Here is a 16014-nt window from a genome sequence, read left to right as displayed (position 1 = left end):
CTAGCTCATGGCAGGAATCACATAGACAGCCATCACGATGGTGAAGATCCAGAGCAGGGCAAGCATCTGCAATACCCTGTCTTCCAGAGCAATTTCATCCGGGGCGCCACCATTGCCGCTATCCACTTCGGCTGCGTAGCGCAGGATGGCGATGATGAAGGGGACCATGGAGATCTGGTACCAGAGGCCTTCGGCGGGGGCGACGCCGTCGGAAAGCGTGAAGCCCCACAGTGCATAGGACATGACCACGGCTGTGGCGGACAGTGTCCACACGAAACGCAGGTAGGTCTGCGTGTAGCCCTGCAGCGACTTGCGGATCTTCGCGCCCGTACGCTCCGCGAGCAGCAATTCCGCGTAGCGCTTGCCGGAGGCCATGAACAGCGACCCGAACGCCGCGACCAACAGGAACCACTGCGACAGATCAATATTCGCCGCAACACCGCCAGCCATAGCGCGCAGCATGAAACCGGAAGACACCAGCGCGATATCAATCACTGGGATGTGCTTCCAGCCGAAGCAGTAGCCCAGCTGAAGCGCGATGTACACGCCAATCACCGTTGCCAACGCCACACCATCAGAAGCCAGGAACGACAGGCCGATAGCCAGCGCAATAAGCGTCACCGCCATTGCATACGCCAAACCAATGGGCAGCTTGCCGGAGGCAATCGGGCGGAAACGCTTCGTCGGGTGAGCGCGGTCTGCCTCCACATCACGCGCGTCATTGACCAGGTAGATCGAAGACGCACCGAAGCAGAACACAATGAACGCCAGCGCAATATCCCACACGGTGCGAGACGTGAAGGAATCCGTTCCTGCAGCCAAAGGTGCCGCCAGAACCAAGACGTTCTTGACCCACTGCTTCGGGCGCAAGCCCTTGATCATCGCGTCGGGCAGGTTCTTCGGCGGAGTCTTCTTCCGGTTGTAATCCACACCCTCGGTGTGGGGCTCAGATTTCAGAAACGGCTCGTCCTGCAAAGGCGGAGTGTTCGGCTCGGTCATGCTGTCTGCCTTTCAATCTCAATCGCGGCGCGCGCCACCCCAGCCCCCAGGAGCGCACCCGCCAGAGTGTCCGTGGGATAGTGCACGCCCAGGACCATGCGGGACGCCATCATAATGGGAATGCCGGCGTACGGCAGTTTTGAACCAGTGATGTCTGCAAGGTGCACCATCGCAGCGCTTGTCGACGTCGCATGCGAACTCGGAAAACTCAACTTCGACGGCGTACCCACACCCACCTTGATCCTGGGATCATGCGGGCGACGGCGCCGGACGATCCGCTTGATCACCACGGATGCCGCGTGTGCTGTAAAAGCTCCAGCACCCATGGCCAGCCACTTCCGTCGACGCTTCTCATCCACAGCCGCACCTGCCGCCGAGATGCCCAGCCACCCAAGGGCGTGCTCACCGAAGTGGCTGAGGCCACGGGCGGTGGGGAGGACCCCGGGGGCGTCGAAAAGCAATTTCTGAAGCTCGCGTAGAGCGCTCACTTCATAAGTAGTCAAAGAGTTTTTATTGCTCATCGAAGATCTTCTTCCAGTTCTCGTGGCTGGTCAGCTCCGGGCGTGCCTCGCGGTAGGTGCGCTTGAGCCCCGCCCAACGATCCTTGATCTCCGCGCGCAGACGCTTCTGCTCATCGAGGAGAGTCTTAGCCAGCTCCTTATCACGCTTGCGGAAGGCCACACCCGTGCCACCAGCCGTGGACACCGTCGCGGAATCCACGCGAGCCAACGTGTACCAACGCGCCTCCTCCGCGGTGAGGTTGAGCTGCGGCGCCTCCCAATGCGCACGATCCTCCGGTTTACGCAGGTGAAGCAGAGACTTCGCAGCCCACGGAATCTTCTTGATCTTGGCCAGACGCCCACCCATCTTGTTCGTGGGCACACCCGGCGCGCCTGTTGCTGCCGGCAAATCCGCCGCGGACGGCAGCACCTGCGCATCGGGGAAGTCCTTCCGGATCTCCTGAATCCGCGGCAGCGAGGATTCAAGGATGTCAAAGAGCTGGTCCGGGCCGGCGAGGAAGTCCTTCATCGCCTCATTCTGGATAGCGATGGTGGAGTACTCCATGCACACGTAGTGCTTGAGCGTGGACTTCAGCATGTTCTTCAGCATCGCCTCCGGATTCTCCGGGCCGTAGATGCTGGCCACGATGAGGCGGTTGCGCATGTGGAAGTACGCCTGCCAGTCAATGGCATCGTCCTTATCAGCCCAGGCCATGTGCCAGATGGCAACGCCGGGCCATGTGACCGTGGGAAAACCTGCTTCTTTGGCGCGCAACGCGTACTCGTTGTCGTCCCACTTGATAAACAGTGGCAACGGCAGACCCATCATCTCCGCGACCACGCGCGGGAAAAGGTTCATCCACCAGCCGTTGTAATCCACATCGATGCGGCGGTGCAGTGGGCGCGAGGTGGTCTTGCGCGGATCGAGGTCTTCTTCCTCCGTACCCACGTAACCAAGCGGATACTTAGCAAAGTCATGGTCGTAGACGGCATGCTTCGCAGCGGAGAACATAAAGATGTTCGGATCCACCGTCTCCCCCGTCGTGCGCAACTGACTGCGATCCTGCAAGTTCAGCATCTGGCCGCCGACGAGGATCGGGCTCTTGGCATAGCGCGCGGCCTGCACCGCGCGCAGGATCGAATCCGGCTCAATGGCGATGTCATCGTCCATGTACAGGATGAACGGGGCATCGGTCTGGTTGAGCGCCTCGTACATAATGCGGGAGTAACCGCCGGAACCACCGAGATTTCCTTGCTGGAAGATTTTCAATCTTCCAGCAAGATTCTTCTCGGCCTCCCTGAAGTCCGGTTCATCCGCTGGGTGCTGGTTACCCTGGTCCGGCATCAGCACATCCGTGATTGCCTCCAGCACCAGCGGGTCTTCTGCCAAAGCGTGCAGCGCGTTGACGGCATCGCGCGGACGGTTGAACGTTGGGATACCCACCGCGACCTTCTTCTCCGAGGGCGCAATCGTGCTGCCATCCGGAAGCACCTGCTCCTTCGGCTCATGCGGCGCGAACCAGCCGGCACCCGTGATCGTCGCGTCCGACTCCGCGTTCACGTCGAACCACAACCAGCCACCATCTTCAAAGTTGGCCAGCTTCAGCGGGATCTCCACCCGGGCGTCCTTCGCCTCAACGTTGGTGACTGCGATGCGCACACCATCATGCTTCGAGCGGTACACCGAAATCGTCGCCGCACCTTCCACATCCATGGCCAGTACCACGGTGTCCAGCTGCGACCAGCGACGCCAATACGACGCCGGGAAAGCATTGAAATACGTTTCGAAGGAGACTTCCTCACCCGCCCCCATGCTGAAGCTTGTCCGGCCCGACCACGTCACACGCTGTTTATTCTGCTCCGCCTCAATGAGGTACAGCATGCGGACGTCGTGCGGTTCGCCCTTCTTTGGCATCAGCACACGCTGAAGGACGTCTACTGCAGTCGTTGTTTCCACAGATCTCACTTTCGGTGCCTAAATAGAGTGTCGCCCTAAGCGTAGTGCGTCCACGCTTGCCGACGGGTTTTCGGCGCTCGAACACGCCCTGCCGCTTTTGTGCGAGCGGAACTGTGCCCTAACTCCCCGGATTCGAGAGCAGTCCTGGTGTTTTAGAGAGATCAATGCACGATTCCCGGGAATCGTGCATTGGGAACGCGAAAAGCCCTGACCCGGATGAGAATCCAGGCCAGGGCTCGAGGCTAGTAGCAGCCAGTTAGGCGGCGATCAGGGTCTCGCCGTACTTGGCGGGGTCGAGGGTGCCGTCCGCAATGCCAGCGAGTTGCTCTGCAGCTGCACGGCCAGCGAGAAGCGGAACCCAGCGGGTCACCTTCGCGCGCTCCAGGTGCTCTGCAAGAACTGCCTCAAGCACAGCGTCGACGACATGTACGCCCACGACACCATCAAACCGGGCGTGCAAGTCCTTGGAAATATTGTTGATTGCGATCATGGCATCCTCCTTTCCTTGAACGTGATAGCCATGAACTTGTATGTGGTCGTTCCATGGAGGGGTACCTCCTCGGACGAGGCTCGCGGGGTAAACATTTACGTTAGCCCTTTGTTAACCTGTCGTTAACTTTAGCAGATGGTTGGTGAACATCAAGCATTTAATTAACCCACTAAGGCGTGTGGCGGTTCACCTGCCCGTTTAGCGTGAATATAATTTCGCAAGCTATTGCACCATGTGCAAGTTAACACCCTGTTCATCTTCACGGTTCGCACTTTAGGTCATTTGTTAACCCTTTAGTTAACTTTGATGGCTTTAAGAGACCTCGAGAGACCTTTTCGTCGTGCTAACCTCCCCGCTGTGCCTATCCATGCCGCAGAATCCCCCAACCTCGACCGCACTCCGGCAGCATCAGCAGCCTTCCGCGTAGCGGTTCCACTGTTGTACACGGTGATGGCGTTCGTCCTTGTCCGTTCTGCCATGGTGTTCCCGCAGCTAAACCCGGGAACGGACTTCACGCCGATCTGGGACGCGGCCAATAAGTATGTCTCGGGGGAGGCGGTGTTTGGGTCGGATTACACCGTCGATAAGCCTCACTACCTATACACCCCTGCGGGCACGGTGCTGATTGCTCCGGTTGCGGTCTTCGGCTCGCAAGAAGTGGCGCGCGCGGTGATGGCTGCCCTCGGCGCGCTTTGCATCGTCGCTGCCATCGCTGTGGCTGCGCATATGGTTCGTCCGCGCTGGTTCCACATTGTCTTCCCGCTGGCAGTGAGCTTCTTCTTCATCACACCGGAACCAGTCCGAACAACTTTGGCGTTGACCAATATCAACGGATTCATGCTGCTCTTGCAGGTGCTGTTCATCTGGTTCTCCCTGCGCCTCCGGGAGCGGAAGGTCGGCTGGCTCAACCACTTCAAACGGCCCGAGGCGTGGGTCGCGGGCGCGATCGCGGGTGTGGCTTTGTCCATCAAACCCCAGTTCGCGGTGCTGTTCATCGTCTCCCTGGCCTATTGGCAGGTGGCCGTGGTTGTTATCGCCGCCCTCGTCGCCGCAGCGCTGTTCACGGTCGGATGGTTCACCATCGCGGAACCGGAACTCTTCTTCACCAACCTCGTCCCCTACCTCAGCGAGCCCCGGCCCCGCTTCAATGGTTCTGTCAGCGGACTCGGCATTGTCCTCGACTGGCCAAATACGGTGACCACCGCCTTAACCCTGTTCGTCATCGCCGCATCACTCGCCGCGGTCGCCTTGATGTGGCGATGGAAAGAAGCGGACCCGGTGCTGTTCACCTTCGTGGCCACTGGCGTGTGCTTCGCCGGCGGCTTCATGGCAAGCGGACTGTTGCAAAACTACTACTCCATCTGGCTCATTCCGCTCGTGCTCACCATCGCCGGGCGCCAATCCCCGGTGCGCTGGCCGATTACCGTTCTCATCCTGCTGTTCATGTACGGCAACTGGACCTGGCCAGAAACTGACAACGTGCCCTTAGGCGTCACGCTGGCTTATATCCCGTCGTTCATGTTCATCGCGCTGCCGGTTGCAGTTGGCGCGTGGGCGCTGGCGAATCAGCCGGTGGAGGAGCAAGGGACTACGGCCCCAGAGCGCCAATTGGCACAACAATGACCCCATCAGACCGGCGGTGTGCCGGACCGCCGGAAGTGACAATGGCCTGCACCGTTTCCTGCTTTAGGTGATCAGCAAATCTTTTGAGAGAATCCGCGGCAGCATCGAGAACTTCTGGTGTGTAACCAAGCTTGACCTCAACAAGCATGTCAATATCCCCGAAGTTCACCACGGCATCAACCTCGAGGTTCGTATTCAATCGCGCGTGATAGACCGTTTTACCAGTTAAGGCGCGCAACTCGTGAACAACCAACGATTCAAAGAGCTGCCCAAAATATTCAGGATCCTTCATGAGATGTTGAGGCCCGCGTTCAAGAGCTGCCATAGCAAAGGAAGGGTCAGCAAGATGCCGCTTCGGAGACTTACGCAGCGTAGCTTTTGATCGTAGATGAGTTGACCATGCGGGCTGATCAACGGAGATGAAGATTCGGGATAGCGCATCAAGATAGTCGCGCACCGTTTCACGGCTCGTGCCAGCATCGGTCGCGATGGTTTGCACGTCCATTTCAGTAGCAACCGCCCGTGAAATGGACTGAATGATCCTGCGCACCCGTTCCGAATCTCGGGTCACCGTCCCAACGGTATGGATATCCACATCAGCAACCGTCTGCACATAATCCCGAACGTTCTGCATTGCATCGTCCAAGGAAAGTTCCGCGTTATAAGGTAGGCCTCCCCGACACATGCGCTGCGCGAGTTCGGCCAGGGTCAGGGAAGGAGTTGCAAACGCAGGGGCGTTGCCAGCAGCAATATCACTCAACGCTACAGACCCATCCGATTCACCTGACTCAAACAAGGTCATGGTGGACATTGTTAAACGTGCGAATCTTCCGGCACCCGAGTGGCGCGTGGTATCCACACTCGGGGCCGTTGAACCAGTGAAAACAAATTGCCCCTTTTTCTTACGCTGATCAATCTCGTGCCGCGCAAAATCCCAAAGACGTGGCTGCAACTGCCATTCGTCGATAAGGCGAGGCACAGCGCCCTCAAGCAGCACCCGTGGATCGGTGGCCATAGCCAACGGAACGCTGGGGTCAGTCTCGACGTTCAGAACGCTGCCCGCTTGACGGCTCGCGGTTTCCGTTTTGCCGCAGCCTTTTGGCCCTTGAATGAGCACTCCCCCTTGACGGCGGAGCGCCCCCAATAATTGCTCATCTGCGAGCCGAGGGATATACGAATCTGACATACAAACAGCATATATCTTTACCTGCGCATTTTGCACTCTGAAGCTTTTATGCTTTGCGTTTTGAAAGGCGACTACTTGGCGTTTTGAAACCAGTTTGCTTGGCGTTTTGTGGGGCACTTGCTTGGCGTTTGGGAATAGCCGAAGATCGGCTATAGTTTCCCACGGCCTGGAATACGAGACACGTGGTGTGGGTCTTCCAAGCGAACATGACCACACGTAAATCTGCTAACGCCACCGAAGCCAATCCTGTTCATTCGAGTTAGAGAGGCTTCATGGCTACGTCTCCTTCAGCGCGCTCTGGCGCGCCTGCAGCAGAGAACCGGTCGCTGACCATCATGTTTGCGGCGGCACTGGCTGCGTTTATTGCTACTTTTAATGAAACTTTCCTGAACGTCGGCTTCAACCGGATCATGGCTGACTTCAACATTGGGGTCTCGGCTGTTCAATGGCTGGCCACGGCGTACATGTTGGGCGCGGCGGTGATGACGCCCACGGCGGGCTTCTTCATCCGCCGCTTCAGCACCAAGCCGCTGTACCTGGCGATGACGACACTGGGGCCGTCGATAGCAATTCTGGCCTCCGGCATGATCCTTGAATTCGCCTCATGACGTGCCGTCCGTGACGCTGATCGCGCTGGCTCTCATCGGTCTGCTGTACGGCATCTCGACGATCTTCGGCCCCGCGAAGCTGGTGGCCGCCATCTCACTCATCGTGAGTATTGCTGCGCTGTTCTTCTTTGTGAAGCGCCAGAACTCCATCGACGATCCACTGGTGTACATGCCCGCCATCTTGGGTTCGGCGCTGGCCATTGGGCCGGTGCAGTCCTTCGCCCTGTTCTCACTGCCACGCACACTGAACCCGCACGGCGTGACCATTTTCTCCACCTCGTTCCAGGTCGCCGGCTGCGTGGGCACCGCGCTGTCCACCGGTATCTACGGCGCGTTCGTGGCCTCCGGGAACGGAACTGACGTCACCGCCGCAAACCGTGGTTTTCTTGTCGTCGGTGTGGTCCTCTTTGTTCTTGCCGCCATCGCGGTGGTGCTCGGTTGGACGGGCACCCGCGCAACAACTACCAGCGATGCTCCTGCTCAGACAGCCGAGTCCCCTGCATCCGACATGCTGGTAGCCAAGCTCATGCGACAGGACATCTACGCGTTGTCGCCGGAGGCGACGATTCGGGAGGCGTTGCATTTGTTCGTCGATAAGCGAATTTCGGGCGCTCCACTTTTGGACCGCAATAGCAAGCTCGCGGGCTTCGTGTCCGACGGCGACGTGCTGGATGTGATTGGTGATTCTGTACCGGCATTCACCACGCCGTACGCGCTGCTCGCGCACAACGAGTCCGAGGAATTCGAGACCGACGTGGCAGCCGTGCTTGACCGGCCGGTCGCCTCGATTGCGACGAAGTCCGTGATCACCGGCAATGTCCACGACGACCTGGGGCACATCTCCTCGGTGCTCGCGGATAAGCACCTGAAGAAGGCACCGGTGGTGGCGGAGGATGGAACCGTCGTGGGCATCATCAACCGCTCCGACATCAACCGGTACTTGGTGGCAACGTTCGTGCCTGTGAGCGGCTAAACGCGCGAGTTGTGCAGGAGTTGTTTCAAACAACTCTAAAACAACTAGGCCAACAACTCCCCGAAAAACACACCGAAAACAGAACGTTTACGCAGGAAGACATAGTTGTTTCGAGTTGTTTGCGAGGGGCGCGGAATCCGAACTAGGCGGACACCCATCGAACGCTTGGGCCGCGCGTCGGACTATCGCCAGCGATCTTCGCCTTGCCTATGTCGCGCAGATGACGGAGAAGTCTGCTCACTGCCTCCCGCTCAACGCCCAACTCATCAGCGACCTCGCGTGCATTCAAGGACTTCCCTTCGCGGAGTTGGGCGAGGACCCAATCCTCAGTGGTGACAGAGCTGACCACGGTGGACGTTTCCCCATCAAAGGCTGCCCGTGCACGTGCGGAGAGGATCCACTCCGGTGCATCCCGCAACTGCTCCAGGAAGCCCTGGCTCGCGTACCACGCCAAGGTTTCCTGGGCCTGCGCATCCGAGACCTGCATCAACCTGGCGGCCGTAGATGTCATGAGGATCTGATTGTTGGCTAAATGCCGTGTGACTAAGAGGCCATTAACGCTGTCAAAAATGGACTCGCCGAATTCAGTACGCAGCAGATACAAAGCTCTAATGAAACCTGAATCCACACTTCCCGAAGGCAAAGTGACTTCAACGAACGGCCCGTTGGCATTCAGGCTTGGGGCTTGCCTACCGCTAGAAAGCATCGAAACCCACATGCGATCAAAACCACGCGAAGACTCTTCCGCAAGACCCAGCTGTCGCAGCGCCGCCATGAGTACCGGATTGCGCGGAATGGATTGAGTAGTCAAGATTTTTTCTTTAGCCACACCGACAGGGAAACCACCGGGGGACCACACCGTCAAGCTGGTAGGCGACTGGTCAATGACGATCGCGGTCGTCGCTCCCCAATCACGGTGCGCGAAGGCATTGGACACAATCTCATCGACGGCGGTGGCAGGGAATGCTGGAATTGGAAACTCCTGCCCATTCGGGAGCTGAACACGAGCAATCTCTTGCGTCGTATTAGCCTTGATAAGCGCACGTACCTGCTCTGAAGCAGTAATCAAAGGTGCGGAAATCTCGGTGACTTTGGGGTCACCACTAGGCACCACGCGAAGCAAATGGCGCACCACCGTCCGGTTGTGCACCGGCTGCATGAACAATATTTCTGCCGCGAAAGTCAGAGCACCATCGGAAGTGAGCAACCCCAACTCACTGCAGAGCTCGAGGCCCGTCTGCGGAACAGGCGACGTGTCACCGAGCGCACTTTTCCGGTTAGCAAGCAGAGCCTTCGCCCGCTCAACGGCTTGCGCGTTGAGGTCTTCGGGCCCACGCCACGACTTTCCGGCGCTGAGATCAGGATTAGAGCGAGACAAGTGGATGCCGCGGCGCACGTCTTCAGTCAAGGGGACACAGCTCTTGCCAACACGCTTGCTTGCCTGACCTTTGGGGCGTTGATACAAAGCCATCCCACGAGGAATGCGTAAGACCACTAGGCGGGCATCGCATCGTTGAATCGCAAAGGCCTCAACCTGGATATGCGGTTGAGTGTTGCTGTAGATCTTCTCCACCAACCACTCACAAGGGCGGTCAGTTCCAGTGAATGCAGAAGGTCCCGCCTTCTTGTCATTGACGCCAAGGACGATGTAGGCAACGCCACCGTCCGCATTCGAGAAACAGATGACCTCATCAACAAGAAATTCAACCAACCTCGCATCAGGGTTCTTGTTCTTCGGGTGGACAGCAGGATCTTCCTTGAAATCCAGCACTTGGGACTCCCAATTGCGAGCGCTATCGCCAGCCTCAATCGCCGATAGCGCTTCCTCCACATTCTCAAAACCTGCATCCAACATGCACCTAGTCTAGCAAGAGTTGTTCAGGAGTTGTTTCAAACAACTCTGAAACAACTAGGCAAACAACTCCCAGAAAAACACGCCGAAAACAGCACGTTTGCGCAGGCAGACATAGTTGTTTCGAGTTGTTTATTACTCCCCAATATCCGGCGACTCCTGCGCCCCACGCCACGTGATGATCGCGCCAGCGACCGCGATCAGCACGATGCCCGCCACCATTGACCAGGTCAGCTCGTCGCCGGAGAAGGCGCAGCCCAAAATCGCGCCGATCACAGGGTCAAGGGCAAAAAGCGTACCGACGACCGCCGCCGACACAATCCCCGCCGCAATCGTGTCCATGACATAAGGGATCACCGCGCCGATGAAGCCGGAGATGATGATGGTGATCCACATGGGGGCATCAAGAAGCGGAACGGCAGGCACGGAAAACGGCATGAGAATGAGCGCGGCGACGACCACCGACAAGGCGAGATCCGGCATGCCGCCACCGTCGGTGCCGCCCATGCGCGCGGCGAAAAGTGTGTAGGCACCGAAGAACACCGCACCGAGCGCAGCGAAGCCAATGCCGACGATGTCCAGGTCATTGGAGGGCTGCGCGATGAGAGCGACACCGATGAACGCGACGACAGCCCACAGGCGCGAGCGCCACATGGTCAGACCAAGGAACGACACCACGCAGGGGCCAAGGAAGTCGATGGTCACGGCGACACCTTGCGGAAGGCGCGCGATAGCGGCGTAGACCATCATGCTCATCATGCCCATGGCCACGCCGTACACCACGATGTTGATGGCGCGGGCGCGCGTCATGCCGGTCAGCTTCGGCCGGAACAGCACCACCATGATCACCGCGGCAGCCGCCATGCGCAGGCCCGACACCCCCGGCGCGCCGACAGCGGCCAGCATGTCCGTGACAATCACGGCGGCGGCCTGCGTCCCCAGCGAGCCGATGAGCACCATCAGGACCGGGGCCGCCGGCAGAGCAAGAAAAGCGTTGACGCCCTGCCGGGTCAATCGGGTTTGGTTACGTTCGCGTGGCACTCGGGAAAGGCTAGTACATGGGTGCAGAACTTGAGCGTTCGATCGCGTCCCCTCGCGCCGAAATAGTAAAGATAGTAAAAATAGTAAAGATAGTAAGAAATAGTAAGGAGGCGGAATGTCAGCGATCCAGCGGCGACCCAAGAACCCTTTCACCGCAACGGTTGGAAAGACACCGGTGGTGGTCGCGGGGCGCGATGAGTATCTCCGCGATTTTGACGCCGCCATCCAGGACGGTCCAGGAAGCCACGAACGTATCTCCATCATCACCGGTCCGAGGGGAGTGGGCAAGACTGTTTTGCTGAATGAATTCGAAGCAGTCGCCAAATCTCACGCTTGGCACGTCATCTCCGAAACCAAAACTCGCGGTTTTATCGATCGCATCCGCGACCGTGCATACAAGCTCGTGGAGGAGCTTTCCGGCGAACCCAAGCGCCGCCTCTCCGGAATCAAACTCCCCTATCTCGGCTTTGACACCGAATCTGTTCCTGCTTATTCACCCACCCCAACATTGAGGTCGGTGCTTGATGAACTGTTTGACTGCCAGGCGGAGATTGATGCCCGCCTCGGCCAGGAACCAGTTGGGCTGCTGATTACCTTGGATGAGCTGCACTACGCCCACATGGACGAGATTGTTGAATTCGGCACGACTATCCAACATCTTGTCCGGGAAGATCGTCAGATTGCGGTTGCGATGGCCGGCATTCCTGGTGCCGTGAAACCACTTCTCGCTGCTGATGAAGGCCGCAACCCCGTGACCTTCTTGCGCCGCGCAAACAGGATTGAAACCGGAATGGTTTCGATCGAAGAGGTGCGCGTGGCATTGGAGGAGACCACTGCTCAAGTTGGGGTTTCATGGACCCCGGAGGCCCTCGACATCGCATCCAAGGCCACTGGTGGATACCCCTTCATGATCCAGCTGGTTGGGCAGCACGCTTTCCGCAACCTCATCGACAATAAGATCAACGAAGACGCGGTAACACACGGCATCGGCGCTGCCCGGAGAAAACTTGGCCAACTTGTGCACGAACCGTCGCTTGCAGATCTGTCTGAGGTTGATCGCACCTTCCTCACCGCGATGTCCACCGACGATGGCCCATCACGCATGTTGGACATCGCGGCGCGCATGGGCGTCGATTCGCAATACGCGGGCACCTATCGCAAGAGGCTTATCGACGCTGAAATGATCCGCCCAACATCCCACGGCTACGTCGACTACGAGCTGCCCTACATGCGCGAATACCTACGTTCACACCATGCGACAGACGCAATGGAGCAGTTCTCCATCTGGCCGGAATAAGAACGCGGTAGTAGTGGACCCCTAGTGCCCGCGCGGCTGGTCGATGGGTTTGCCGTCGACGAAGTAGGTGCGCACGTGGTTGTCAAAGACGGAGAGTGCTGCGCCGATGGCCATGTGCATGTCTAGGTACTGGTAGGTGCCCAGGCGGCCACCGAAGAGGACCTTGTTCTCGCGGGATTCGGCGGCGGCGAGTTCGCGGTAGCGCTTGAGCATCTCACGGTCTTCGGGGGTGTTGATCGGGTAGTAGACCTCATCATCGTCCTCCGCGAAGCGGGAGTACTCCTTCACAATGACGGTCTTATCGTCGGGGTACTCGGTGCGCTCCGGGTGGAAGTGGCGGAACTCGTGGATACGGGTGTAGGGGACATCCGCATCGTTGTAGTTCATCACCGGGGTGCCCTGGAAGTCACCAGTTTCCAGAACCTCCTGCTCGAAGTCGAGGGTGCGCCAACCCAGACGGCCTTCGGCGTAGTCGAAGTAGCGGTCCAGCGGGCCGGTGTACACCACCGGGGCTTCGGGGGATTCACCGCGAATGGTGTCACGGACGTCGAACCAGTCGGTGTCCAGGCGGACGTCGATAAGCTCATGCGATGCCATCTTCTCCAGCCAGGCAGCGTAACCGTCGACAGGGAGGCCTTCGTACTTGTCGTTGAAGTAGCGGTTGTTGAAGGTGTAGCGCACTGGCAGGCGGGAGATGATTTCCGGCGGCAGGTCCGTCGGGTCGGTCTGCCATTGTTTGGCGGTGTAGTGCTTCACAAAGGCGTCGTAAAGCGGTTTGCCGATGAGCGCGATACCACGCTCCTCCAGGTTCGTGGCTGCGGCCGGGTCGAGGCCCTCGCGCTGCTCCTCGATGAGGGCCTTCGCCTCGTCGGGGCTGTAGTACTTGCCAAAGAACTGGTTGATCAGGCCCAGGCCCATGGGGAACTGGTAGGCCGTGCCGTCGTGCATGGCGAACACGCGGTGCTGGTAGTCGGTGAATTCAGCGAAGCGGTTGACGTACTCCCACACGCGGTCATTGGAGGTGTGGAACAGGTGCGCGCCGTATTTGTGCACCTCAATGCCCGTTTCGGGTTCCTTCTCGGAGTACGCATTACCGCCGATGTGCTCTCGCTTTTCGACGACGAGTACCCGCTTACCCAGCTCACTCGCCGCCTGCTCCGCAATGGTGAGGCCGAAGAAGCCGGAGCCGACAACGATGAGGTCATACGTATTGGTGTCACCTGAAGTCATGGGCCCAAGGCTACTGGGAAGGAGGGCGGAAACGCTGGATTGGCGCGACACACCCGCAAGTCACATTATTCACAAAAGTCACATGAGTGTCCTATAGTTGCTTCTGATCTAGATTAGTCACAGCTGTCACTATTAACTCAGGAGCGCTGAACGTGAAACAACGACGCCACCTCAACCCTTCCTCTAGGAAGAAGACTCCGGTCATCGCAGTTGCCAGCACCCTCGCCGTCATTGCGGCGGGTGCCTTTGGCGGCAACGAGATCCTCAAGACCCAGGACGTCGGCTCTGCCAACATTCAGGTTTCCACCTCCACCGCATCCCTGGCTGACGCGGAATCCATCATTGTTGATGATCCCGCCGTGGCCACCCAGGGTGAAGGCGATGAAGCCCGCACGGTGAAAGAGTTCGTCCGCGATGAGGAATTCTCCGTTTTCGGCCTGACCTGGGAAGGCGACCGCGACATCGTCGCTTTCGTCCGCGCTGAGCGCCCAGACGGCACCTGGTCCGAGTGGTACGAGATGGATGCTGAGCCTGGTCCCGACGGCGTTGCCAACGGCACCGAGCCGATTTACGTGGAAAAGACCAAGCGTGTTCAGGTCTCCACCACCAACGTTGACCTGGTGGCACACGATGCGCCGGCTAAGGCACCGGCAGAGAATGCGCCGGCTGAGCAACCAGCTGAAGCCCCCGCTGAGACCGCTCACGCCGTTGATCCCTCGCTTCCGGATTCCGCCCCGGTTGACCTGTCCGGCTTCACACCCGGCACCGCACCGTCCGTCCTGGGCGACCGCGCTCTGCCGACCAACTATGGCGAGATCGCCCCGGTTGCAGACGTTGAGGAGCTGGACGATCAACCGGCCGAGGCTGCACCGGTGACCACCGCTGCTGATCTGGATGCTGTGTTTATTGAGGGCGGTGAAGGTACCGCCGACGGTGCAATTGCCCCGGCGCAGTACAACACCAGCGGCATGCCACGCGTGGTTTCCCGCGCATCCTGGGGCGCCGGCAAGAGCCGCACCCCCTACTACTCGGAGCCAACCAAGGCGATCACCATTCACCACACCGCTGGTTCGAATAACTACACCGCGGCGCAGGCACCGGGCATCGTCCGTGGCATTTGGTCCTACCACGCCCATAACCTGGGTTGGGGCGATGTGGGGTACAACGCCCTCGTGGATAAGTACGGCAACATCTACGAAGGCCGCGCAGGCGGTCTGGACCGTAACCCGCAGGGCGCTCATGTGGGTGGCTTCAACGCACACACTTGGGGCATCTCCATGCTGGGTAACTACCAGACGGCGGCACCTACCCCAGCATCCCTGAACGCAATGGGTGAAATGATCGGCTGGAAGGCCGGCACTGCAGGCCTTGACCCGACCGGTAAGACCTGGCTGACCTCTGATGCAAACTTCAAAGGCTCCAAGTACTCCCGTGGCCAGGGCGCCAACTTCAATGTTGTGAATGCTCACCGTGACTTCCACTACAACACCTGCCCGGGCGACAACCTGTACGGCCAGATGGGGTACATCCGCAACGTAGCTAAGGCTAAGGCTGATGCGGTGAAGTCCAACCGTGCGTACACCCCGCCCGCATCGAACCCGCAGCAGACCACACCGACTCCGCCGGAGGGGAACACACCTGCGCCGTCACAGCCGACTCCGCCAAGGACCGGCACGGTGCCGAATAATGATGGCACCAACACCACCATCAATAACCTGGCTAACACCTCCAGCAAGGTCTCCTTCGAAGGCATCATGAATGGTGATCCGGCTGCTATCGCTACCGCCGTGGGCACCGTCGGTGGCGCAGTTCTGCTCTTCGCTGCTGGCAACGGCATGCTGCCGAAGCAGGTGACCAACGTGGCAAACGTGGAGATCATCCCAGGTATCACCCTAGCTAGCCTCCGCCCGTACGTTGGCCAACTGGTTAACGTCGTGGGCAGCCCGGAGGCGAAGCAGAAGTGGAGCAAGTTTGAGCCGATGCTCGGCCAGCTCGACGGCGTGCTTCAGGGTGTGGGTGGCGATGAGTACGGCATCTTTGAAAAGGGCATCGCGCTACTCAGCTCCGATGGCAACCAGGTGATCATGCCTGAGAAGATCGCCGATGCGTGGCTCAAGCAGGGCCTGGACTTGGGCCCGCTGGGTAAGCCGGTGAAGTCCGATGCCGCCGCCAATAACGGTGACATCCGAGTGGACTTTGACCGCGGTTCCATCACCTACCGCGTGACCACGGGCAACCTGGATATCGACGTGAAGTAA

At 59.0% G+C, this 16014-nt stretch carries 13 protein-coding genes; 5 read left to right on the top strand and 8 right to left on the bottom strand.

All coding sequences use genetic code 11. From position 1 onward, the window contains the following. The 4 genes from QP994_RS07360 to QP994_RS07345 all read right to left on the bottom strand — a co-directional run bounded on the left by QP994_RS07360 (position 1) and on the right by QP994_RS07345 (position 3946). Positions 1 to 999 carry a decaprenyl-phosphate phosphoribosyltransferase gene (locus QP994_RS07360; protein ID WP_284865921.1) on the bottom strand — a complete coding sequence of 333 codons (999 nt, stop codon included), beginning with the start codon at positions 997 to 999 and terminating at the stop codon, positions 1 to 3. Next, positions 996 to 1520 (bottom strand): phosphatase PAP2 family protein, encoded by a 525-nt coding sequence (locus tag QP994_RS07355; RefSeq protein WP_284856186.1) that lies wholly within the window; start codon positions 1518 to 1520, stop codon positions 996 to 998. Before QP994_RS07355 ends, QP994_RS07360 begins: the two co-directional genes overlap by 4 nt. After that, on the bottom strand, positions 1510 to 3456 hold the full coding sequence (locus QP994_RS07350) for a glycosyltransferase (protein WP_284865920.1): 1947 nt from the start codon (positions 3454 to 3456) through the stop codon (positions 1510 to 1512). The genes QP994_RS07355 and QP994_RS07350 overlap by 11 nt, the downstream gene beginning before the upstream one ends. 256 nt (positions 3457 to 3712) lie before the next feature. Continuing rightward, positions 3713 to 3946 carry a three-helix bundle dimerization domain-containing protein gene (locus QP994_RS07345; protein ID WP_284856188.1) on the bottom strand — a complete coding sequence of 78 codons (234 nt, stop codon included), beginning with the start codon at positions 3944 to 3946 and terminating at the stop codon, positions 3713 to 3715. A gap of 357 nt (positions 3947 to 4303) precedes the next feature. Between QP994_RS07345 and QP994_RS07340 the strand changes: the two genes are divergently transcribed. Beyond that, positions 4304 to 5569, top strand: a complete 1266-nt coding sequence (locus QP994_RS07340) for a glycosyltransferase family 87 protein (protein ID WP_284865919.1) — start codon at positions 4304 to 4306, stop codon at positions 5567 to 5569. Here the strand turns inward: QP994_RS07340 and QP994_RS07335 are convergent. Beyond that, positions 5535 to 6755 carry an ATP-binding protein gene (locus QP994_RS07335; RefSeq protein ID WP_284865918.1) on the bottom strand — a complete coding sequence of 407 codons (1221 nt, stop codon included), beginning with the start codon at positions 6753 to 6755 and terminating at the stop codon, positions 5535 to 5537. The two genes, QP994_RS07340 and QP994_RS07335, sit on opposite strands and share 35 nt — an antisense overlap. Positions 6756 to 7027: 272 nt before the next feature. On the opposite strand from QP994_RS07335, the gene QP994_RS07330 reads away from it, so the two are divergent. Beyond that, positions 7028 to 7363, top strand: coding sequence for an MFS transporter (locus tag QP994_RS07330; RefSeq protein ID WP_284865917.1), 336 nt, complete (start codon positions 7028 to 7030; stop codon positions 7361 to 7363). Beyond that, on the top strand, positions 7347 to 8336 hold the full coding sequence (locus tag QP994_RS07325; RefSeq protein ID WP_284865916.1) for a CBS domain-containing protein: 990 nt from the start codon (positions 7347 to 7349) through the stop codon (positions 8334 to 8336). Before QP994_RS07330 ends, QP994_RS07325 begins: the two co-directional genes overlap by 17 nt. Positions 8337 to 8478: 142 nt before the next feature. Here the strand turns inward: QP994_RS07325 and QP994_RS07320 are convergent, their stop codons facing one another. Continuing rightward, positions 8479 to 10191, bottom strand: coding sequence for an RNA/DNA-binding domain-containing protein (locus QP994_RS07320; RefSeq protein WP_284865915.1), 1713 nt, complete (start codon positions 10189 to 10191; stop codon positions 8479 to 8481). Between the two features lie 132 nt (positions 10192 to 10323). After that, positions 10324 to 11229, bottom strand: coding sequence for an EamA family transporter (locus QP994_RS07315; RefSeq protein WP_284865914.1), 906 nt, complete (start codon positions 11227 to 11229; stop codon positions 10324 to 10326). Between the two features lie 115 nt (positions 11230 to 11344). On the opposite strand from QP994_RS07315, the gene QP994_RS07310 reads away from it, so the two are divergent. After that, on the top strand, positions 11345 to 12526 hold the full coding sequence (locus tag QP994_RS07310; protein ID WP_284865912.1) for a DUF8462 domain-containing protein: 1182 nt from the start codon (positions 11345 to 11347) through the stop codon (positions 12524 to 12526). Positions 12527 to 12547: 21 nt separating this feature from the next. Here the strand turns inward: QP994_RS07310 and glf are convergent, their stop codons facing one another. After that, positions 12548 to 13756 carry a UDP-galactopyranose mutase gene (glf, locus tag QP994_RS07305; protein WP_284865911.1) on the bottom strand — a complete coding sequence of 403 codons (1209 nt, stop codon included), beginning with the start codon at positions 13754 to 13756 and terminating at the stop codon, positions 12548 to 12550. Between the two features lie 152 nt (positions 13757 to 13908). Here glf and QP994_RS07300 point away from each other — a divergent pair, with 152 nt between their 5' ends. Then, positions 13909 to 16014, top strand: coding sequence for an N-acetylmuramoyl-L-alanine amidase (locus QP994_RS07300; RefSeq protein WP_284865909.1), 2106 nt, complete (start codon positions 13909 to 13911; stop codon positions 16012 to 16014).

The sequence above is a fragment of the Corynebacterium sp. MSK044 genome (assembly GCF_030232825.1).
Taxonomy (GTDB): domain Bacteria; phylum Actinomycetota; class Actinomycetes; order Mycobacteriales; family Mycobacteriaceae; genus Corynebacterium.
The sequence above is the reverse complement of the archived record's forward strand: the minus strand, read 5'-3'. Positions and strand labels throughout refer to the sequence as shown.